Annotated in this window: 20 protein-coding genes; 5 read left to right on the forward strand and 15 right to left on the reverse strand. The window is 68.6% G+C overall.

Annotated elements, in window-relative coordinates; translation table 11 throughout:
- Positions 1 to 20: 20 nt before the first annotated feature.
- Positions 21 to 1,334: a YihY/virulence factor BrkB family protein gene (locus VEC57_02775; protein ID HYB98037.1), complete on the reverse strand. Its 1,314-nt coding sequence runs from the start codon at positions 1,332 to 1,334 to the stop codon at positions 21 to 23.
- Positions 1,335 to 1,439: 105 nt separating this feature from the next.
- Between VEC57_02775 and VEC57_02780 the strand changes: the two genes are divergently transcribed.
- Both VEC57_02780 and VEC57_02785 read left to right on the forward strand, forming a co-directional pair.
- Positions 1,440 to 2,381, forward strand: a complete 942-nt coding sequence (locus tag VEC57_02780) for an ABC transporter permease (GenBank protein HYB98038.1) — start codon at positions 1,440 to 1,442, stop codon at positions 2,379 to 2,381.
- A gap of 11 nt (positions 2,382 to 2,392) precedes the next feature.
- Positions 2,393 to 3,208: an ABC transporter permease gene (locus VEC57_02785; GenBank protein ID HYB98039.1), complete on the forward strand. Its 816-nt coding sequence runs from the start codon at positions 2,393 to 2,395 to the stop codon at positions 3,206 to 3,208.
- Between the two features lie 20 nt (positions 3,209 to 3,228).
- On the opposite strand, the gene VEC57_02790 is transcribed toward VEC57_02785, so the two are convergent.
- The 5 genes from VEC57_02790 to VEC57_02810 all read right to left on the reverse strand — a co-directional run bounded on the left by VEC57_02790 (position 3,229) and on the right by VEC57_02810 (position 8,261).
- Positions 3,229 to 4,041 carry a carbohydrate ABC transporter permease gene (locus VEC57_02790; GenBank protein HYB98040.1) on the reverse strand — a complete coding sequence of 271 codons (813 nt, stop codon included), beginning with the start codon at positions 4,039 to 4,041 and terminating at the stop codon, positions 3,229 to 3,231.
- Entirely contained in the window at positions 4,038 to 4,925 is an 888-nt protein-coding gene (locus VEC57_02795; protein ID HYB98041.1) for a sugar ABC transporter permease, read from the reverse strand. Before VEC57_02795 ends, VEC57_02790 begins: the two co-directional genes overlap by 4 nt.
- A gap of 89 nt (positions 4,926 to 5,014) precedes the next feature.
- A complete protein-coding gene (locus VEC57_02800) occupies positions 5,015 to 6,166 on the reverse strand; it encodes an extracellular solute-binding protein (GenBank protein ID HYB98042.1) in 1,152 nt (383 codons plus the stop codon).
- Between the two features lie 5 nt (positions 6,167 to 6,171).
- A complete protein-coding gene (locus VEC57_02805) occupies positions 6,172 to 6,990 on the reverse strand; it encodes an alpha/beta fold hydrolase (protein ID HYB98043.1) in 819 nt (272 codons plus the stop codon).
- Entirely contained in the window at positions 6,987 to 8,261 is a 1,275-nt protein-coding gene (locus VEC57_02810) for an LLM class flavin-dependent oxidoreductase (protein ID HYB98044.1), read from the reverse strand. Before VEC57_02810 ends, VEC57_02805 begins: the two co-directional genes overlap by 4 nt.
- 513 nt (positions 8,262 to 8,774) lie before the next feature.
- On the opposite strand from VEC57_02810, the gene VEC57_02815 reads away from it, so the two are divergent.
- Positions 8,775 to 9,263: a prepilin-type N-terminal cleavage/methylation domain-containing protein gene (locus VEC57_02815; GenBank protein HYB98045.1), complete on the forward strand. Its 489-nt coding sequence runs from the start codon at positions 8,775 to 8,777 to the stop codon at positions 9,261 to 9,263.
- 7 nt (positions 9,264 to 9,270) lie between these two features.
- On the opposite strand, the gene mutM is transcribed toward VEC57_02815, so the two are convergent.
- The 7 genes from mutM to VEC57_02850 all read right to left on the reverse strand — a co-directional run bounded on the left by mutM (position 9,271) and on the right by VEC57_02850 (position 17,557).
- Positions 9,271 to 10,086, reverse strand: coding sequence for a bifunctional DNA-formamidopyrimidine glycosylase/DNA-(apurinic or apyrimidinic site) lyase (mutM, locus tag VEC57_02820; protein HYB98046.1), 816 nt, complete (start codon positions 10,084 to 10,086; stop codon positions 9,271 to 9,273).
- Positions 10,079 to 10,903, reverse strand: coding sequence for a 16S rRNA (adenine(1518)-N(6)/adenine(1519)-N(6))-dimethyltransferase RsmA (gene rsmA, locus VEC57_02825; GenBank protein ID HYB98047.1), 825 nt, complete (start codon positions 10,901 to 10,903; stop codon positions 10,079 to 10,081). The genes mutM and rsmA overlap by 8 nt, the downstream gene beginning before the upstream one ends.
- Complete coding sequence (gene tsaD / locus VEC57_02830; protein ID HYB98048.1) at positions 10,900 to 11,922, reverse strand: tRNA (adenosine(37)-N6)-threonylcarbamoyltransferase complex transferase subunit TsaD; 1,023 nt, start codon at positions 11,920 to 11,922, stop codon at positions 10,900 to 10,902. The genes rsmA and tsaD overlap by 4 nt, the downstream gene beginning before the upstream one ends.
- A gap of 5 nt (positions 11,923 to 11,927) precedes the next feature.
- On the reverse strand, positions 11,928 to 12,371 hold the full coding sequence (locus VEC57_02835) for a tetratricopeptide repeat protein (GenBank protein HYB98049.1): 444 nt from the start codon (positions 12,369 to 12,371) through the stop codon (positions 11,928 to 11,930).
- 430 nt (positions 12,372 to 12,801) lie between these two features.
- The gene (locus VEC57_02840) at positions 12,802 to 15,141 is read right to left on the reverse strand and encodes a PBP1A family penicillin-binding protein (GenBank protein HYB98050.1); all 2,340 of its coding nucleotides are present in this window, start codon (positions 15,139 to 15,141) and stop codon (positions 12,802 to 12,804) included.
- Positions 15,138 to 16,982 (reverse strand): DegQ family serine endoprotease, encoded by a 1,845-nt coding sequence (locus VEC57_02845; protein HYB98051.1) that lies wholly within the window; start codon positions 16,980 to 16,982, stop codon positions 15,138 to 15,140. The genes VEC57_02840 and VEC57_02845 overlap by 4 nt, the downstream gene beginning before the upstream one ends.
- Entirely contained in the window at positions 16,982 to 17,557 is a 576-nt protein-coding gene (locus VEC57_02850) for a DUF1844 domain-containing protein (GenBank protein HYB98052.1), read from the reverse strand. Before VEC57_02850 ends, VEC57_02845 begins: the two co-directional genes overlap by 1 nt.
- Positions 17,558 to 17,782: 225 nt before the next feature.
- On the opposite strand from VEC57_02850, the gene cysK reads away from it, so the two are divergent.
- Both cysK and larE read left to right on the forward strand, forming a co-directional pair.
- Positions 17,783 to 18,721, forward strand: coding sequence for a cysteine synthase A (cysK, locus tag VEC57_02855; protein HYB98053.1), 939 nt, complete (start codon positions 17,783 to 17,785; stop codon positions 18,719 to 18,721).
- A gap of 8 nt (positions 18,722 to 18,729) precedes the next feature.
- Positions 18,730 to 19,575: an ATP-dependent sacrificial sulfur transferase LarE gene (gene larE / locus VEC57_02860; protein ID HYB98054.1), complete on the forward strand. Its 846-nt coding sequence runs from the start codon at positions 18,730 to 18,732 to the stop codon at positions 19,573 to 19,575.
- Between the two features lie 90 nt (positions 19,576 to 19,665).
- On the opposite strand, the gene VEC57_02865 is transcribed toward larE, so the two are convergent.
- Positions 19,666 to 20,442, reverse strand: a complete 777-nt coding sequence (locus VEC57_02865) for a 2-C-methyl-D-erythritol 4-phosphate cytidylyltransferase (protein ID HYB98055.1) — start codon at positions 20,440 to 20,442, stop codon at positions 19,666 to 19,668.
- Between the two features lie 99 nt (positions 20,443 to 20,541).
- A complete protein-coding gene (locus tag VEC57_02870; protein ID HYB98056.1) occupies positions 20,542 to 21,027 on the reverse strand; it encodes a CarD family transcriptional regulator in 486 nt (161 codons plus the stop codon).
- Positions 21,028 to 21,213 lie beyond the last annotated feature (186 nt).

Below are 21,213 nucleotides of genomic sequence, written 5' to 3' on the forward strand. Positions count from 1 at the left end.
CCGGCGAACCACGCGCCTTTCTAGCGGTCGACGAGGTCGGCCAGCGTCATCCCCTCCATCGATTGCTCGCGCGCGCCGTAGAGGCGCGAGAGCAGATCGCGGACTCGCGAGTCGACCTTGCGGCGGTCGGCGCTCTTCTCGCCGCGCAGCGCGGCCAGCACGCGGGTGACGCGGATGCTGCCCGGCGACAGCGACAGGAACACGCGCGCCTGCTCCTCGCCGCCCAGATGCACGAGCCCGGCATCCGACAGCGTGCAGACCATTTCGTTGATGTCGCGCACCGGTACGTCCAGCGCGGCCGACAGGCTCTCCAGCGTCGGCACCGGCCGCTTCTCGTAGGCCGCCGCCGCCATCTCGGTCACCAGCGCCAGCGCCAGCGTCTCGCGCTCGGCGATGCTGAGGTCCTTGTTGCGGCGCTGGCGGCTCAGCGCCGTCAGGTTCTGCACCGTGGCCGATACTTCGGCGCCCGCCAGCACGATCGTCCAGCTCGTGTACATCCACACCATCAGGACGGGCAGCTGCGCCAGGGTTCCGTAGATGGCGTTGTAGTTGGCCATGCCGAACTGGAACGCCAGATACGCCGACTGCGTGAGCTGCCAGCCGATGCCGGCCACGATCCCGCCGGCGGCGGCCGCCGTCCATCGAACGCGGGCGTTGGGCACGAACGTGTAGAGGAACGTGAACAGCGCCGACACCACCAGATACGGCACCAGCGAGGTCAGCAGATGCATGAGCACGCCCACGCCGCCGAGACTCGCCAGCCATGCCAGCATGGAGTTGGTCTTGAGAGCGGCGGTGACGCTCATCGCCGCCGCCAGAAGAATGGGCGCGCCGACCAGCAGCGCGAAGTAGTCGGCGGTGCGCCGCACCACGCCGCGCGGCTGCGCGTTGCCCCAGATGACGTCGAGCGACTGCTCGACCTGGGCCATCACCGAAACCGACGAGATGACGACGAACACGGCCCCGATCACGCCCAGGCCTGCAATGCTGGTATTGTCGATGTAGGAGACGATGGTGTCGACGGCCTCGGGTGACATCAGGGTGAACCTGGCAAGGATCACCGCCTCGAGACGATCGCCCGACCATCCCATGCCGCGCAGGAATGCGAAGGAGACTGCCATCACCGGGACCAGCGCCAGCAGGCTCGCGTACGTCAGCGCCGCCGCGCGCAGCGCGCAGTGGTCGCGCATGAAGCCCTGCCCCGCGAACCATGCCACTCGCGCCGATCGCACGGCCCATCGTCGAGCCGGCGATGCGGCCTCATCCGGATCGCGCCAGACGTAGTGGTCGAGCAGCTGTGCCAACCCGAATGTGTAGCCGCCGGAGGAAGCCATGAGCGCCGACTTAAGCCGCGACCGATCCTTTTTGGCAACCCGTGCGTGCGCCACGCGTGCGCGCAGATGCCTGCCCTGCGCCGCAGCCGCCGGCCGCGTGAGCCGATGAGCTCGCTGCGCCGCTACGTTCTTCGCCGGCTCGCGCTCGCCATCCCCACCATCCTCGGCGTGTGCACGCTCGTCTTCGCGGTGTTGCACGTGGTGCCCGGCGATCCGGTCGACATCATGCTCGGCGAGAACGCGGCTGCATCCGATCGCGCAGCGCTGCGCGCAAGGATGGGCCTGGACCAGCCGCTGCTCGCACAGTACGGCGCGTTCATGAGCGGCATTGCTCGCGGGCATCTCGGATACTCGATGCGAAGCCAGCGGCCCGTCGGCGAGGTGCTGGCCGAGCGCGCACCCGCCACTCTTCGGCTTGGCCTGGCGGCGGCCGCGCTGGCCGCCGCCATCGGCATCCCGCTCGGAGTGCTGTCGGCGCGCCGCCCGAACGGCGCGTTCGATCGGATGGCGCTTGCGGCAAGCCTCTCGGCGGTCGCCATCCCGAATTTCTGGCTCGGCCCGATGCTCGTCCTGCTGTTCTCGATTCAGCTCGGGTGGCTGCCGGTGGCGGGAGCGGGCAGCCCAGCACACCTGGTGCTGCCCGCGCTGACGCTCGGCAGCGGCATGAGCGGCATCCTCGTGCGCATGACCCGCGCCGCGATGCTCGAGACCATGAGCGACGACTATGTGCGCACCGCCCGCGCCAAGGGCCTCGGCGAGAGCCGCGTGCTGGTGCGGCACGCGCTGCCGAATGCGCTGGTTCCGATCCTGTCGCTCGTCGGCCTGCAGCTCGGAGCGGTCCTTGCCGGCTCCGTCATCACCGAGACGATCTTTGCATGGCCGGGCCTGGGGCGGCTGGTCGTGGAGGCGATCCAGGCGCGCGATTATCCCGTCGTGCAGGGAGCGGTGCTGGCCATCGCCGGCATGTACGTCGTCGTCAATCTGCTGACGGACCTTGCGCAGGCGCTCGTGCATCCGCGGCTGCGCGAAGCGGCGCACGGCGCCTGAGAGCAGGCACGATGGCGATCCGGCGCGGAACCTCGCTGTCCCTGGCGCTCGGCGCCGGCGTCATCGCGATCGTGGCAGTGGCCGCGCTCGTCGCGGATGTCGCCGCGCCCGCGCCCAATGCCATCGCGCTGGAACACGGGTTGACGCCCCCGCACGTCGAGCATCCGCTCGGTCAGGACAAGCTCGGCCGCGACGTGCTCGGGCGCCTGATGCACGGCGCGCGCGTCTCGCTGCTGGTGGCGCTGGGAACGGTGGCCGTATCGGTATTCATCGGTGTGGGCGTCGGCGCAGTGGCCGGCTTTGCCGGAGGTGCCCTCGACTTCTGGCTCATGCGCCTGGTCGACGTGCTGCTGGCCTTCCCTGGCCTGCTGCTGACCATTGCGCTGGCGGCAGCGCTCGGCGCAGGCCTCGGCAATCTCGTTCTGGCGCTGTCGGTGATCGGATGGACCGGCTATGCCCGCGTCGCACGCGCCGAGGTGATGGCGCTTCGCGGGCGTGAGCACGTCGAGGCGGCCATCGCGCTCGGCGCACGGCCGCGGCGAGTGCTGGTGCGTCACGTCCTTCCGATGGCGGTGGCGCCGCTGCTCGTGCAGGCCGTGTTCGGCATGGCCGGGGCGGTGGTGGCCGAGGCCAGCCTGTCGTTTCTGGGGCTGGGCGTGCAGCCGCCCACGCCGTCGTGGGGATCGATGCTCGCCGAGGGCCGCTCGTTCCTGATCGAAGCACCCTATCTCACCGTCGCACCGGGCATCGCCATCACGCTGCTGGTGCTGGGCCTGAACCTGCTCGGCGACGGCCTGCGCGACCTGCTCGACGTGCGGATGAAGTGACGTCCGTGGCGCCGAGCGTCTCAGCGGTTGCTGCCGGCAAGCGCGCCCGACCGCATCGCGGGCTCGAGCACGAACACGACGGCCAGCGCCGGCACCAGCATGATGCAGCCGATGGCGCTGGCCATGCCCGGATAGCCGAAGCCGGCAAAGTAGTAGAGCAGCGGCGGCAGCGTTCGGTTCGTGACCTGGATCAGCATCGCGAACGCGAACTCATCCCAGGACAGGAGAAAGACCAGGATGGCCGCCGCGCCGAGCGAGGGACGTACGAGCGGCAGCGTCACGCGCAGGAACAGGCCCAACTCGCTGGCTCCGTCGAGCCTGGCCGCGTGCTCCAGGTCCTGGGGAACCTCACGGAAAGCCTGGCGCAGCACCAGGAAGGCGATCGGAATGGCCGCCAGCGTGTGCGCGAGCACGAGCCCGAAACCGCTCGGGTGGTTGTAGAGGCCGGCGTGCACGAACAGCGCGGCCATCGGTACGGCCAGCGCGATGGACGGAAAAAGGCGCGCCACGACCGTGGCGGCATCCAGCGGCCGCTCCAGCGATCGCCTTCTTGCCGACAGGTATGCGGCGGGCAGCACCAGCGCGAGCGTGAGCACGACGGTGCAGACGGCGACGAGCAGGCTCAGCGCCAGGCCCAGCATCAGCTCCTGACCTTCGAGCAGCACGCGGAAGTTCTCGAGCGTCAGCGTCTGCGGCAGCCAGGTCGGCGGCCACGCGAAGCTCTCCTGCTCGGGCGTGACGGCCTGCTTGAAGATGAGCGCCAGCGGCGCCAGGTCGGCGAACGCGATGGCCGCTGCCGTCAGCGAGATGGCGATACCGCGGCGCCCGCTCATTCCTCGATCCTTCGCCGCAGCAGCGGAATGATCAGGAGCACGCTCATCATCGCCAGCAGCATCGATGCCGCTGCAGCGCCCGGCTCGTTGCCGTAGTCGGACCACTGGTGGTACGCGTACGTCGACAGCACGGGCGCCCCCTCGACGCCCGCGAGCACCAGCGGCGTTGCGAACATCCGCAGCGCATCCAGTCCGCGCAGCAGCACGGCCGAGACGATCACCGGCCGCAGCCACGGCAGCGTGATGTGCACGAAGCGCGTCCAGCCGCGCGCGCCGTCGAGCAACGCGGCTTCGTGCATGCCCGGCGGCATGGACGCCAGCCCCGCCAGCAGCATCAGGAACACGATGGGCGTGACGTGCCACGCGTCGACGAGCACGACCGTCGCGTAGGCCGCCGTGCTTCCCGGCGCCAGCCATTCCACCGGCGCGATGCCGGCCGCGACCAAGGCGGCGTTGGCGTAGCCGCGCGGCGCGAAGATGCTGCGCATCATCGTAAGGAACACGACCTCGGGCAGCGCCAGCGGCAGGATCACGATCGTGCGCAGCAGGCGCCGGCCGGCAAAGCGCTGGTGCAGGAACAGCGCCAGCGCCAGACCCGCAACCAGCTCCAGTGCGACGCTGGTTGCGGGGAGGACCAGATTGCCGACGAGCGCGCGCCAGAACAGCGCATCGTTCCACATCGCCACGAAGTTGTCGGCGACAGGCGCGCGGCCGCTGAAGGGATCGGTCAGCGCGAGCTTGATCGCATAGATTGCCGGATAGAGCAGGAAGGCCGCGAAGTAGAGAAGCATCGGGGCGGCCAGAACCAGCGGCGGCCCCGCCGTCCATGCGGGCGCGGCGCGCGCCGATGGCGCCGGCGCGCCTGGTTGCGGTGACTGGTTCACGCCCCGTCTCATCCTCTGCAACCGACGCTACGGCCCTTCGAGCGCTTCCTGCAAGCGGCGCTGGCCACTTCTCCTGCTGCACGCGGATGCTAGCGCGCTTGAAGCTCCTCACGCGCCTGCGCCAGCGCCTGGGCCGGCTCGGCGTGCTCGAACAGCACCGCTCGCGCCGCCTTCTGCCAGGCGTGGCTCAGGCGAGGATAATCCTTGCGCTCCGGTCGCGGCCGCACGTCCTTGCGCATCTCCAGGAAGCCGGTCAGCACGCCTGCCGCGTCCTTCAGCTGCACGTCGCGACGCGCCGAGAACCAGCCCGCCTCCTGCGCAAGACGCTGCTGCGCATGGCGTCCGAGCAGGAAGCGCGCGAGCGACAACGCCTGCTCGCGATGAGGAGCGGCGCGAGGAATGGCCAGATAGCCGCCGCCGAGAACGGTCGCGCGGCCCTGCGGGCCCTGCGGCAGCGGCGCCGAGCGCAGGCGCTGCGGCGCCAGGCCCTGGCTCTGGTAGAGCGCCATCACCGCCGGCCAGTTCAGATGCAGGACGATCTCTCCGCGCGCCATGGCCTCCGAGATCGTCGCTTCCTTGAACGTCTCGCTGTGCGGGTGAAGGTAGGGAGCCAGCTCGCGCAGCATCTGCAACGCCGCCACGGCGCCTGGATCGGCAAGCGACTCGCCGTCGCCGCCTGCCGACCACACCAGCGGAAGCACGTCGCAGGTCAGCCCTTCATACAGCGCTGCCTTGAGGCCGATCTTCCCGGGATGCGCCCGCGCAACCTCGAGCAGCTCGTCCCAGCTACCGGGCGCGCGTCCGAGAACCTCGTGATCGTAGATCATCGCCTGCCAGGCCAAACGATGAGGAAGGAAGCGAAGGCCATCGATCGTCCCGGCCTCGAGCGCCTGCTCGTCCAGGACGGCGAGCTCCTCGCCAAGAGCGCCCTCATCGAGCACGGCGACGTCGGCGGCGCTCGGCGCCAGCGAGTAGACGTCCAGCTCGACCAGGTCGAGCGTGCCGCGGCCGGCCCTGGACTCGGCCGCGACCGCCCTGCGGATGTCCGAGTACTGCTGCGGCACGATCATCACGCGATGGCCGCTTTCGCGTTCGAAATCCGCGACGACGCTGCGGTAGACCGGCAACTCGGCCGGCAGCAGCGCCACTGCCAGCACGATCGCATCCGAGCCGCGCGTGCAGCCGGCAACCAGCGTCAGAGCCAGCAGGACCAGCGACACCTCCGGCCGGTGTCGGAGCACCGACGTCACCTGCCGAAGGCGATCAGCATGTCGGCGTATTGCCTTGGCTGTTCCTGTGCGATGGCGTGGCCGGCGCCGTCGATCATCTCCAGGCGCGCGCCCGCGATCCTGTCGGCGAAGATGCGGCCGTAGGACGGCGCGATGAAGCGATCCTGCGCGCCCCAGATCACCAGCGTCGGCGCCTTGATGCGATGCAGCCGCTTCTCCACGCCGGTATCGGGAATGGGGAACAGGAACTTGGCCATCGTGCGAAGGCCGCGCTGGAGGCCGAGGAGGAATTCGACCTGCTCGTCGGTGCGATCGTCCTTGTTGCTGAGCAGGTCGCTGACGCCGCGCATGCGGCGAGCGGACTCGCAGTCGGGATCGTGGAACAGGTACGGCACCAGCTCGTGCGACATCATGCCGAACATGTCCTGCACGGGAGCCTCATCGCGCCAGATGCCCACCGGCGCGGCCAGCGCCAGGCGCCCGACTTCCTTCGGCCGCAGCGCCGCCATCTCCGCCGCCAGCCATCCGCCCAGCGACTCGCCGACGAGGTAAGGCCGCTCCAGGCCCAGCGCCTCGCAGACGTCGAAGCAGTGCAGGACCAGATCGAGCTTGTCGTCGATGAACTCGAGGCCCGTGGACTTTCCGAAGCCCGGCAGCAGCGGCGCAACGACGCGGAAGTGCTCGGCCAGCAGCGGCAGCGCAGCTTCCCACACCGGAATGCCGCCGCCGCTGTGCAGGAACAGCAGCGGCTCGCCCCACCCCGCCTCCAGCACTTCGATGGTCGGGCGGTTCTCGCCCAACTCCAGCATGCGCGAGCGGACCTCGGCGGCGCTCATCGCACTCCCTCGGCGGCGCGCTCGGCCGAAGCGCGCACGAAGTCGTTGTGGCCGCCGGGCACGGATCGCTCTTCGAGCGGAAGCGGCCGCGGCGACCATAGATCTTCATAGCCCTGCCACAACGGCCGAAGCCTCGGAAGGACGTGCTGTCCGAGCAGGTAGGTCGAGCGATTGGTGAGGTCGATGGGCGAGGAGCCGATGTGCACGCCGAGCAGCAGGTGGCCGACGCGCAGCGATTTGACCAGCTCCTCGAGCTGCTGCGTCACCGTCTCCACCGAGCCGGCGACGATGTAGCGCTGATCGATGAGCTCCTTCCACGATTTGTCGCGCCCGTAGTTGCCGCCGGTGTTGCCGACCTGGGAGACGATGCCCGCGCGCAGCGACGCTTCGCTCATGTGTCCGGGTGCCGAGGCCATGCCCGGATACAGGTGCAGGCAGTTGTTGAAGAAGTAGTCCACGTGCGGCCACCACTCGCGCTCGCAACTGGCGTCGGTGTCGCTGACGCACACCTGCTGGAAGAAGGCCGCGCTGTAGGGATTGTCGTCCAGCCCGCGAGCGGCACGCCGCTCCCAGTATCCTTCCATCACCTTCTGCGCGCGCTTGTAGCCACTGAAGGAAAGGTAGCTGTAGTTGTAGCCGTGCTGGGCGCAGAAGTCCCAGGTCTCGATCGAGCCGAGGCCGGGGATCCAGATCGGCGGATGCGGCTTCTGGATCGGTTGCGGCCAGACGTTGACGTAGCGCAGCTTCGTATACTTGCCGTTGAATGCGAACGGCTCCCGCTCCGCCCACGCCTTGAGCACCAGATCGTGCGCCTCGCGGTACTTCTCGCGCAACAGCGGCGGGTTCTCTCCGTAGCAGTAGTTCGTGTCCATCGACGTGCCGACGGGGAAGCCGGCGATCAGGCGTCCGCCGCTGATCACGTCGAGCATCGCGAACTCTTCGGCCACGCGCACCGGGGGATTGTAGAGGGCCAGCGAGTTGCCGAGGACCAGAAGGTTGGCCTTGGATGTGCGCCGGGCCAGCGCCGCCGCCATGATGTTGGGCGACGGCATCATTCCGTATGCGTTCTGATGATGCTCGTTGACGCCGATGGCGTCGAAGCCGCAGGTCTCGGCGTACTCGAGCATGTCCAGATACTCGTTGTAGAGATGGTGCCCCTTGCGCGGATCGTAGAGACGGTTGGGAAGATCGACCCAGATGCTGTGGTACCGCTCGCGAAAATCGGCTGGCAGGTAGCGCCAGGGCATGAGGTGGAACCAGCTTGTCTTCATGGCGTGCTCCCGGCCGCCGCTGCGGCCACTGCGTTTTCGCTCAATCCATCCGTTCGAAACCCGCGCTGCGAGCTTTGGTCACGCGCCGTTCGATAGACCGTAACGATAGAATTCGCGACAAACGTATTGCCGCCGCGCTCGAGCGGTGCCTAGCCTAGCTGCATACCGCGGAGTCGAGAAGGTTCAGGGGTGGCATGGATGGACCGATATTCCTCGCGCGCCGGGCTTGGCGTCGCCGCCCTTTCCGTTCTTTTCGCGTCCGCCCCGCCCTTGCCGGCAAGGGGCGATTGCACGCAGCCCCTCACAACGGGGTCGTCGCCGGCGACTGCCTGCACAACCGGGAATCGGCGGTGGGCGTGGAGAGCCGCGACTCCCGCGTGTTCGCGGCCCGCAGCAGCTCGGGCAGATTCGTGGCCGAGCGCGACGGTGACGATTCATTCTTCGATGTCGACAATCAGCGCCTGACGGCCGCGATGGGACCGCATCGGTGCATCCGCGGCCAGGAGTATTGCCATGAACACATTCGCAGCCGCACGGTCTCGCAACGGATTCACGCTCATCGAGCTGCTGGTCGTCATTGCCATCATCGCGATCCTGATCGGCCTGCTGCTGCCCGCGGTGCAGAAGGTGCGCGAAGCGGCCGCCCGCATGCAGAACATCGACACCACCTCCGACCTCGCCGGCAGGATGATGGCGGCCGCCGACGACATGGACGCCGATCTGTCGCAGTTCCGGCAGCCCCTGGGCGCGGCATTGGCCGGGGAGGATATCGACTCGCAGGACGTCGAAGGATTCTTTCCCGTACTCTGCCAGCACGAGGAGACTCTCACGGACCTTCGCAATGAAGCGCAACAGCTGCTGAAGGCGGAAGCCAATCGTGAGACGCGCAAGGCCCTGGCCATGGGCGTGCGCGCGCTCTCGCAGGCGCTGCGCGGGGTAAAGAAGTCGCGAGCGCATCTTTCGAGGCTGCTCGGCGACGACAAGCTGGCCTGCATCCGGTAGCTGCGCTCTAACGCTGGCACTTCGGGCAATAGAAGCTCGAGCGCTGGCCGACGATCACAGCCTTGATCGGGGTGCGGCAGCTCGGACAAGGCTGGCCTTCCCTGTCGTAGACGCAGTGCCGCCACTGGTAGCCGCCGCGGCGGCCGATCCCGTCGAGGAAATCGGAGATCGTGCTGCCGCGGTGCTCGATCGCGTCGGCGATGACCGTTCGAGTGGCCTCCACGACGCGCTCGAGATCGGCGGCCGTCAACCGCTTGATGCTGCGCCGCGGCCGCAGACCGGCGCGGAAGAGGATCTCGTTGACGTAGATGTTGCCCAGCCCCGCGACCACGCGCTGATCCATCAGCACGTCCTTGATGCTGCGACGGGTTGTCGCGCGGCGGCTGCACAGGTACTGCGCCGTGAAGCGCTGCTCGTCCAGCGGCTCCGGGCCCATGTCGGCCAGCAGCTTGCTGACGGCGGCGTCTTCGACCACCGACAGTCCGAAGCGCCGCGGATCGTGAAACACCAGCGTGCCGCCTTCGACGAACCGCGCCAGCAGGTGCTCGTGCAGCGCCGGCAGGTGCTCGCCGTCGACGAAGCGCAGGCGGCCGCTCATCCCCATGTGGAAGAACCAGGTTCGTCCGTCGCTCAAGGCCAGCAGCAGATACTTGCCGCGTCGCGAGCTGCCGACGATGCGCCGCCCGAGCAGTGCGGTCCGCAGGGTCTGGTCCAGCGGACGCCGCAGCATCGGCGCGCGCAGCTCGACGTCGGCGATGGTGCGTCCGACCAGGACGGGGTCGAGCGAGACGCGAATGGTCTCGACTTCCGGGAGCTCAGGCATGCGGCTCGGACCGCGGCGCTTCCGCCTTCGCGGCAAACGTGGCCCGCGACAGCGCGGCGAATGCCTCGAGGGGAAGATCCTCGGGACGCACGCTCGGCGCGACATCCGCGTCGGCGAACACGCGCGCTGCCGCCTGCTCGCCAACGCGCCGCTCCAGCCAGGCGCCGAGGCTGTTGCGGAGCATCTTGCGCCGGTTGCCGAAGCTGGCGTGCACGACCTCGCGCAGCGTCTCCTCGTCTCCGACGTCCACGCGCGGGGACGACAGCGGCCGGATGCGCACGACCTGCGACTCCACGCGCGGCCGCGGACGGAACGATCGGGGCGCCACGACGAAGCCGGTCCTGACGTCGGCGATCATCTGCACGAGCACGCTGAGCCCGCCGAAGGACTTGCTGCCGGGTCTGGCGGCAATGCGCTCGACGACTTCCTTCTGCAGCATGACGACCATGTCCTCGACGAGCGGGCGCGCGCGGAGAAGAGACGCCACGATGGCGGTGCCGCTCTCGTAGGGCAGGTTCGATACGACGCGGGTACCGGCGGCCACGACGGCAGGCAGATTCATCCGCAGGACGTCGCCTTCGACCACCCTTACGCCGTTCGCGCCGGCGAATTTCTCGCGCAGAGCGCCGGCCAGCGCCGGATCGATCTCGACGAGCGTCAGCGATGCCGCATGCTGCGCCAGCAGCGCCGTCAGCGCACCGCGCCCGGGACCGATCTCCAGCACCGGGCGTCCCTCGACGTCGGCCCACGCGACGATCCGCTCGGCGACGCTGCGGTCGATCAGGAAGTTCTGGCCCCAGCGGGCGCGCGCGGTCACGACGCTCGGCGTGCCGACGGCGGTGCTTCCGCGTCCCGCGACATGCGCGGCCCCAGCGGCAGCCGCGACCGAACCTCGAGCTCTTCGCATGGCAGGCCTCGCTGCGCCCGCAGAATGGCCGCATGCGCGATCATCGCACCATTGTCCGTGCACATCGCCATCGGCGGAAAGACGGCAAGCGGCCATCGCTCGCGCACCTTCTCGCGAAGGCGGCTGTTGGCGGAGACGCCGCCGGCGACGGCGATGCGATCGACGCCGGTGGCAACCGACACCGCCTGCAGCCGGTCGACCAGCGCGTCGACGATCGCCTCCTGGAACGATGCGCAGATGTCCTCCTTGGCGGCGCCGCCCGGCTTGGACAGGTAGTCCCACAGCGACGTCTTCAAGCCGGAGAACGAAAGCGCCAGCGGGTCCGCCTTCACGCGCGCGCGCGGAAACGACAGCGCGCGGCAGTTGCCCTTGCGCGAAAGCTCGTCGATCACACGCCCGCCCGGATAGCCGAGGCCGAGCATCTTGGCACCCTTGTCGAAAGCCTCGCCGGCCGAGTCGTCACGGGTGCAGGCGACCTCGACGTAATCGCCGACGTCGCGGACGAGGTAGATCGAGCTGTGACCGCCAGAGACGAGCAGCGCCAGGAACGGCATCTGGATGTCCGCGTGCACGAGCGGCGACAGGACGTGGCCCTCCAGATGATTGATGCCCAGCAGCGGCTTGCCGCTGCGCAGCGACAGCCCCGTCGCCGCCGCCACCCCCACCAGCAGCGAGCCGATGAGGCCCGGCCCGCGCGTGACCGCGATCGCGTCCAGCTCGTCGACGGCGGTCGAGGCACGCTCGAGCGCCAGCTGAAGAACTTTGGTGATCGTCTCCAGATGCCGGCGCGCGGCGAGCTCCGGGACCACGCCGCCGTAAGGAGCATGCACGGCGTCCTGCGAGGCGATGACGTTGGAGAGAACGCTGCGATCGTCGACGACGGCGGCCGAGGTGTCGTCGCAGGAGGTCTCGATGCCAAGGACTCGCACGGTCTCTAGGATCTGGCGCGCGATGAAGGTGCGCGGCTTTCGGTGTTGGACTTGATCGAGCGCGAGAGCCCCTCGAGCTCGCCGTGCACGCGCGGGTCGGGCGGCAGGTAGCGACGCGCGCTCGAGAGGAACTCGGCGCCGCGCGCCGAACGGCCCTGCAGATGGTGCACGTAGGCCAGGAACATGTAGGCGTAGCCGTTGCCCTTGTACATGGAGATGGAGCGCTCGAGCAGCTCCAGCGCCGATCCCGGCGATCCCTTTTCGATCATGCCCCGCGCGCGATTGGTCATGCGCAGGCTTGCCAGCTCGGCCGGCTGATTCCCCGCCGGCCCTTTCTTGAGCGCCGCGGCGCGCTCGCGGATCTCCTTCTGCAATGCTTCGGAGGCATGGAGGAATGCCTCCCAATTCTCGACCTTCACCGGCGCCACCGGCTGCCGCGCCTTCTGCACCACCGCCGGCGGCCTGCGAGGCGGAGGCGCCGGTGCCCGAGCCGGCTGCTGCGCCGCACACCCCGCCACGACGAACGAAACAGCAAGAGCACCAATCGCGCAGCGGCAAAGATCAGAACGCAGCATCAATCACCCTCTTGGACCCGTGCGACCGGAGCGGGCGCGCAGAGTGGGCCGGATACGAGGCGCAGACCGAAGAGTGAGCGGCATCGCCGAGCGCGGGCGCGCAGAGTGGGCCGGATACGAGGCGCAGACCGAGGAGTGAGCGGCATCGCCGAGCGCGGGCGCGCAGAGTGGTCCGGATACGAGGCGCAGACCGAGGAGTGAGCGTAGGCGGGCTGGAGGCCCGCCGGAGCGAGCCCCGAGGGCTGCAACGAAGTAGACGGGCCGCTATGCGCGCCCGCCGGCCGATTCAGCAACACCGCCGATCTCACTGCCACATGCCTCCGTGCTCGGAGCAGTACTCCGTCGGCTGCTCGCCGTCGAGAAACGCCTCGCGCACCTGCTTCGGACACTGCGGCCTGGCAATCCCTCCCGTCCTCTTGTCGACGTCCGCCAACACGATGCCCGGAGGAACATCGAAGCTCGTGTGCGGATGGTCCGCCAGCGCCTGGCGCATGAAATCGGTCCAGATCGGCAGCGCAGCTTCCGATCCGGCAAGGCCCATGCTCGCGGCCTCGTCGAAACCGACCCACACCGCCGTCAGCAGATCGGGCGTGAAGCCGACGAACCAGGCGTCCTTGTAGTCATTGGAAGTGCCGGTCTTTCCCGCGGCCGGATGGCGAAATCCCTTGCGGCGCGCCGTCGCGCCGGTGCCGCGCTCCATGACGCCCTCCAGGATGTGCGTGACGAGGTAGGCGTCGGCTGCCGGCACCACGCGCCGCATCTCCACGCTGGCGTCGTGCACGGTCTTGCCGCGTCCGTCTGTCACGCGCCGTACCGACTGGATCGTCGGCCGCATTCCGTCGGTGGCAAAGACGCTGAACACGCGCGCCATGTCCATGAGCGGTACCGGATGCCCGCCCAGCACGATGCTCGGGTAGACGCCGAGATCGGCGCTCATGCCCATGCGCACGGCGAGGTCGCGAATCGCCTTGACCCCCACGTCCTTGGAGATGCGGGCGACGGCCGAGTTCAGCGAGTGCTCGATGGCCTCCCGGACCGTGACGGGGCCGTAGAACTCGCCTTCGTAGTTGCGAGGCGACCACACCTGCCCCTGCCACTCCCACTGCATGCGCTCGTCGATGACGATGCTGGTGGGCTTGAAGTGCGCCGCGCCCACGCGCTCGCTGCCGAGCGCCGCCAGCGCGACGATCGGTTTGAACGTCGAGCCCGGCTGGCGCCGCATGTCGACCGCCCGATTGAACTGACTGAGCCCGTAGTCGCGGCCGCCCACCATCGCCCGGATGGCGCCCGTGCGCGGCTCGATGGCGATCAGCGCCGCCTGCAGCGGCTGGCCCGCCTTGGCCAGCGCCTCGCCGATGTCGTTCTCGATCTCGCGCACGTTGTCGGCCACGACGTACTCGGCGATCGCCTGCATCTCCGGGTCGAGGGTGGTGAAGATGCTGTAGTTGTCGGCATCCAGCGTCTGGCGCGGAAAGCGCTTGCCGAGGTCGCGGCCGACGTAGTCGACGAAGTACGGCGCCTGCACGCCCGAGGCGTCGGGGGCGATCACGCGCATCGGCTCGCCCACCGCGAGCTGATAGTCCGCCTCGCTGATGTCGCCCTGCTCGTGCATCATCGACAGCACCAGATCGCGGCGCGACTGCGCGCGCTCGGGGTGGCGGTGCGGCGAATAGAAGTTCGGCGAGCGGATGATGCCCGCCAGCGTCGCGATCTCCGCCAGCGAAAGGTCCTGCACGTCGTGCCCGAAGTAGAAGCGAGCCGCTTCTCCGACTCCGTGCACCGAATCCGACCCGTTCTGCCCCATGTAGATCTCGTTCAGATAGTTCTCGAGAATCTCGAGCTTCGAGAACTTCTGCTCGGCAACCAGCGCCAGTGCCGCCTCGTTCATCTTCCTGCTCATGGTCCGTTCATTGGACAGGAAGAAGTTCTTCATGAGCTGCTGCGTCAGCGTGGATCCGCCCTCGATGACGCGGCCGGAAGTGACGTTGACGGCCACGGCGCGCGCCAGCGCGCGCATGTCGACGCCGGCATGCTCGAAGAAGCGCTTGTCTTCGACCGCGATGACCGCGCGCACGAGCAGGCGCGGGAACTCCTCGAGCTTCATGACGCGCCGGTGCTCGTAGCCGCGCGCGCTGCGCCCGGAGATCAGCGCCGGCTCGAGCCGGAAATCGAAAACCTCGTTGCCGGTGCCGCGGTCGACGATGCGGATGACGCGCCCGAGCTCGTCGAGATCCATGTGCAGGAAACGGCCCGGCTCGTTGCCGTCGGGATAGTCGAAAGCGTTCAGGTAGAGATCGAGGCCGCGCGGGCGAGCGGCGAACGCGTAGGTACCGCGCCGTTCGGGCTCGCGCGAGACGCGCGTGTAGCCGAGCCGCTCCAGCCGTCGCCGGAACGCGTCCGTGTCGACGCGAAGCCCCGGATAGACCGAAAACGAATCGCTGTAGATGCGCGCGGGCACTTCCCAGCGCTGGCCTTCGAACTTCTGCGCCAGCTGCTGCTCGATCTTCTCGTACTGGACCCACGTGCCCAGCGCGCCGAGCGCGAGCGTCGGCGGGACCAGCACGAACGCCAGCGAGGCCACGAAGCGTCCGATCGAGAACGCCCTGGCGCTCTTCCTTCTTCCTCCGCCCGTGCTCTCGTTCACCGCCGGTCCCCTTCCTTCGTGCCGTTGTTCTCTTGGTCGCCGTCCTGTTCTTCGGTCTCTTCCTTGTCCTTGCCGCCCTCGCCGCCGTCGGTCTTGGGCGGCTTGATCACTCGGAACAAGGTCTGGTCGCCGCGTCGCACCAGCACCAGGACGCTCTGGGTCTTGTCGACGTCGGCGAGCAGCGTGGCGAACTGCTCGGCGCTCTCGACCGAGCGATTGCCGACCATCTGGATGAGATCGCCGGGCTGCAGACCCGCTTCCTCTGCCGGCGAGCCCTTCTTGACGGAGGTGACGACGACGCCGCGAGCGTCCTTGGCCAGGCCGAGCTCCTCGGCCATCTCGGGCGCCAGATCCTGCACCGAAAGGCCGAGCGCGCCGGTCTGCACGGGCTTGGCCGCCTGCGCTTCATCCTCGAGCTGCGCCACTTCCACCTTGATGGTCATCCGCTCGCCGCCGCGCATCACCACGACGTCGACGGTCTTGCCCACCGGCGTCCCCGCGACGATGGCCGGAAGATCACTCGATTTGGCGACCTCGACTCCATCGAACGAGGTGATGACGTCGCCCACCTTCAGCTCGGCCTTGGAGGCCGGGCTGTCCGGGAAGATCTCGGCGACGAGCGCGCCCTTGGCGTCGGTAAGACCGAGCGAGCGCGCGATATCCGCGTCGACGGGCTGGATCTTGACGCCCAGCCATCCGCGCGTGACGTGCCCGCTCTCCTGAAGCTGCGGCACGATGGTGCGCGCCATGTTGACCGGGATGGCGAAGCCGATGCCGATGTTGCCGCCGCCTTGGGAGAAGATCGCCGTGTTGATGCCCACAACCTGCCCGGCAAGGTTGACGAGCGGGCCGCCGGAGTTGCCGGGATTGATGGCGGCATCGGTCTGGATGAAGTCGTCGTAGGGATTGCGCCGGTTGATCTGGCGCCCCTTGGCCGAAACGATGCCGGCGGTCACCGTGTGATCGAGGCCGAACGGGTTGCCGATGGCCACGACCCACTCGCCGACTTTGAGCGCATCGGAATCACCGAGCGGCACCGGCACCAGCCCAGTGGCGCCTTTGATGCGGATGACGGCCAGGTCGGTCTTGGAATCGACTCCGACCACCTCGGCCTCGAACTCGCGCTCGTCGTGCAGGCGCACGACGATCTTCGCTGCATCCTCGACGACGTGGGAATTGGTGATGATGGCGCCGTCGGTGTCGAGCACGAACCCGGAGCCGAGGCTGCGGCGCGGGCCGCGGAAGAACGGCTCGAAAGGTCCTTCCATCCCACCGCGTCCGCCGAGCTCCTCCTTCTCTTCGGACTCGGTGGAGATGTTGACGACCGAGGGGCCCAGCACTTCCACGAGCTTGCTGAAATCGGGCAGGCCCTGCACCAGCGCGTCCCGCGCGGTGACGGGCAGCTGGTCGGGCAGATGCGGCGCCGGCGGCGCCGGCGGCACGAGCACCGGTGGCCCTTCGACGTTGCCTTCACCTCTTGCGCCGCCGCTGTCCTGATCTTCGCGAGCATCGCCAGGCTGATTCTCGGGCCTCTCGCGCGGCTGCGGAGCTTCCATCGCCGGCGGTGCACCGGCGCCGCGCTCGCGCTGGCCCTCGGGCGCATCCATTCCGTGCTGCTCCTGCGGCGCGTCCGTGTCGCGCTGCTCCTGCGGCGCGTCCATTCCTCGCTGCGCCAGCGGCGCATCCATTCCGCGATGCGCCTGCGGCGCATCCATTCCGCGATGCGCCTGCGGCGCATCTATGCGCTCCTCCTCGCAGCCTCGGACGGCCGTGGTCACGCCGACGCCGAGGATCGCGCCGAACACCAAACCCAACGTCAGCATCGAACGTGTGGCCTTCATCAGCCCTGGTTTCCTTCACCCGCTCCGCGGCGAGTTTCGCGCACATAGCGCATGCGTAAGTCGTAAAGGACGTCCTCGATCAGTCGCGCCTCGTCCTCGGCGAGATTGCCCGCCGTCTTGCGCTCGAGCATCCCGAGGATGTCGATCAAAGCCGCGGCCTCGGCGAGGTTCCGCTTCGGCCCCTTGCCGGCCGGGTCGGGCACGGCGCCCATGAACATCAATGCCTGCGTGGCCAGACCGACGACGAAGCTCGAGAACGTGATCTCGGAGGGCTTGCCGCCAGCGGCCTTGTTGGCCGCGTTGAACGCGGCTTCGCTCTCCGCAGCCGAAGTCGATGATCCCCGCTCCGGCGATGCCTCGCCGGCACCGGCGCCCTGCTCGTCCGCCGTGGCGTCCGCGCCCGCCGCGTGCGCACTGTCTTTCGGACCCGAGGCGCCCGTTCGCTCGCGCTCGTTGGCAGCCGAGCCGGCCTCCGCCGCGTTGCCCTCGCCGTTCTCCGCGCGCGGCGTGCCGTCGGGGCCGAAGCGCCGCCGGTCTTCCACCTTGAACGCACGCTCGTCTCGTTCGTCGCTCATAAGTCCCTACCTGTGCCTGCGGAACGCCTCGACCGCGACCGGCCAGCCGGTAAAGCCGCCGTGCATCCATGAGCCCAGCGCCTCGCCGCGTCGATGGCCTCACGAGTAGCCGATGCAGTAGCAGAAGCCCGAAAAAGCTTCATATGCAGCCTGGGCAAGGTTTTTGACTCCATGCAATGGGGTTCCTATCATCCGCTCCCGCGGTGGCCCTGCCGCGCCTCTTTCATGCCGCAAGCCTGCCAAGTCGCCAGCAACACCCTCGAGCTGATCGGCAACACCCCCGTCATCGAACTCACGCGCATCGTCCCGGCGGGCGGCGCTCGCGTGCTCGGCAAGCTCGAGTCCCAGAATCCCGGCGGCAGCGTCAAGGATCGGATCTGCCTCAGTATCATCGAAGCCGCCGAGCGCGACGGCCTTCTCGGCCCCGGCGGCACGATCGTCGAGCCGACCAGCGGCAATACCGGCATTGGCCTGGCCCTGGTGGCGGCAGCGCGGGGCTATCGGCTCATCCTGACGATGCCGGACACGATGAGCGAGGAGCGGCGAAGCCTGCTGCGCGCGTATGGGGCCGAGCTGATCCTGACGCCCGATAGCAAGGGAATGCACGCGGCCATCGCCAAGGCCGAAGAGATCGTCCGCTCCAACCCCGGCTTCTTCATGCCGAGCCAGTTTTCGAACCCCGCCAACCCCGATGCGCACCGCCGCAGCACCGCCCGCGAAATCCTCGACCAGTGCCCGCGCATCGATGCATTCGTGGCCGGGGTGGGAACGGGCGGCACGATCACAGGTGTCGGCTCGGTGCTGAAGAAGGAGCGGCCCGGCGTGAGCATCGTGGCCGTGGAGCCGGCGGGGTCGGCGGTCCTGTCGGGCGGTGAGGCCGGCTTTCACGCCATCCAGGGCATCGGCGCCGGCTTCGTCCCCGCCAACCTGGACGTGGGCGTCATCGACCGCGTCATCACGGTCAGCGACGACGACGCCAAGACCTACACTCGCCGCCTGGCTGCGGAAGAAGGAATTCTCGTCGGCATTTCGGCAGGCGCCGCGGCAGCCGCCGCCCTACGTGTTGCCAGCGAGCTTCCCTCCGATGCCATCGTCCTGTTCATGCTGTGCGACACCGGAGAGCGATATCTGACCACGGATCTGTTCGGGTCGGCCGGCATCTGAGCGCTGCGATGGCCGGCGGCGACTGCAGCGATCTCTCCCACAAGCATGAACGGCTGCTGCGCTCGCTGGCCGACATGCGCTCGGCGGTGCTCGCGTTCTCGGGCGGTGTCGATTCGACGCTCGTGCTGGCGGCCGCCGCCGACGCGCGCAGCCGCTTCGGCGGCGACATGCTGCGATTCCTCGCGCTGACGACAGCTTCACCCACCAACACCGCCGAGGAGGTCGAGCAGGCGCGCGCGCTGGCGGAGCGCATCGGCATCGAGCACGTCGTCATCGCCACCAACGAGCTGGAGACGCCAGGCTACGCCGACAACCCGGCCCATCGATGCTACCTGTGCAAGCAGACGCTGTATCCGCTGTGCCTGTCGATGGCGCACCGGCATGGGCTCGCGTTCGTCGCCGACGGCGTCAACCGCGACGATCTTTCCGACTACCGGCCGGGCCTGCGCGCCGCCGTCGAGCTCGGCGTGCGCCACCCGCTGGTGGAGGCCGAGCTGACCAAGGCCGAGGTGCGCGAGCTATCGCGCCGCTACGGCCTGCCGACCGCCGACGCTCCGGCCTCCCCCTGCCTTTCCTCGCGCTTTCCCTACGGCACCCGCATCACCGAGCAGCGCCTGGCCCAGGTCGCAGCCGCCGAGGCAGCGCTGAAGCGGCTGGGGTTCGTCGAGCTGCGCGTGCGTTACTACGGTGAGCGCGCGCGAGTGGAAGTGGCCGCCGGCGAGCTCGGCCGCCTGAGCGACGCGTCGCTGCGGGACGCGGCCGTGGCCGCCGTTGCCGCCGCCGGGTTCTCGGAGGTGGAGCTGGCGGCTGAGCCGCTGCGCTCGGGCAGCCTCAACGCGGCCATCGGCCGCTAGTGCCGCCGGCCCACCGTCGCTCTTGTTGCGACGACGGGCTACAGCCACGACGCTGACGCAGAGCGGTTCGAGCTCCAGCGCACGGCCCCGCTAGAGGCCGAGCAGGGCTCGCGCCACCAGGAGATCGGCCGCACTGGTGATCTTGAGGTTGCAGCTTCCCGACCCAACTACGCGAATCTGCACGCCGAGCGCTTCGACGAGGGACGCATCGTCGGTGCCCTCGGTGCCGTCGCGCAGAGCCCGGGCGTGCGCACGCTCGAGAAGCTCGCGACGGAAGGCCTGAGGCGTCTCGACCAGCCATACCCGCGCCCGATCCACCGCACGGGTGACGGCGGCGTGGCCTCCGCCGTCGCCGGCGGCAGGGGTTCGGCTGGGGCTGAGAGTACCGCTCCGGTCGCCGCTGCCGCTGATCGCGCCACTTGCCGCGTCGCCGCCGTCCTCGACGCGGATGCTGTCGGCCGGCCGCGACGCCGCCGTCGCCGCGCCGTGCGCCCGGGCCTGCTCGAGCACGCCGCGAACGGTGGCAGCATCGACGAGCGGCCTTGCCGCGTCATGAACGCAGACCAGATCGCAGGCGGGACTCAGAGCCGTCAGTCCTGCCCGGACCGACGCCTGCCGCGTGGCGCCGCCGGCGCAGACCTGCAGCTGGCCGAGGGCGGTGGCCAGGCCGGCGAGCGCCTGCTCCATCTGCGGCAGCCAGGCGGCGGGTGCGAGCACGACTGTCTCGTTGAACGTCGTCGCCTGGGCCAGGCGCTCCAGCGTGCGGCGCACGAGCGGCTGCCCGTCCAGCTCGACCAGCGCCTTGGGCGTGCCCAGCCCCAATCGCTCGCCGCTGCCCGCCGCCGGAACCAGAAGCCCCACTCTCATGGCTGCACCATGAAAAGCCGGCCCGCCGAATGCAAAAAGGCCGGGCGCACTGTTTCAGCGCCCGGCCTTTTCGACCTCTCTTTTTTCTGTCGGAGCTGCTCAGTGACCGAAGATGGTCTTGAGCTCCTCCATGATGTTCTCTTCGGTGTTGGACTTGGCGATCGCCAGCTCTTTGACGAGCAGATTGCGCGCCGTGTCGAGCATCTTGCGCTCGCCGAACGACAGCTCCTTGTCACCCTTGAGCATGAACAGATCGCGAAGGACCGATGCAATCTCCAATACCGATCCGGTCTTGATCTTCTCGGTGTACTCACGGTAGCGACGGTTCCAGGTCGCCTGGTCGACCGTGATGCGCTTCTCGCGAAGGACCTTGTAGACCTTGTTGACCATGTCCTTGCCGATCACGCGGCGAAGGCCCACGGCTTTGCTCTTGCCCGTGGGAATCATGATCTTCATGTCGGTGTCGAGGATCCGCAGCGAGTAGAATGTCGCAGTAGCCCCCGAGATCATTCGTGCCTCGACTTCCTCGATGACGCCTACCCCATGAGCGGGGTACACGACCTTGTCTCCTACTTTGAATTCCAAAGGAACCTCCTGGCCCGGACAGGGAAAACCGGCCGAAGTGTAGCTTTGGCTTGATGGACGGTCAAACTTGTGTTTGCGGAAATCTGCTTCTCCGACGCCGGTTTGGCGCCTTCGGGCGGTCTGGACATCAAGCATGCCGCGGCTGTGCTGATCGTCCACGAAGGCGACCAGAGGCCCGCCCAACGC

Source organism: Candidatus Limnocylindrales bacterium (assembly GCA_035626395.1).
In the GTDB taxonomy this organism is placed as follows: Bacteria; Desulfobacterota; Binatia; order UBA1149; family CAITLU01; genus DASPNH01.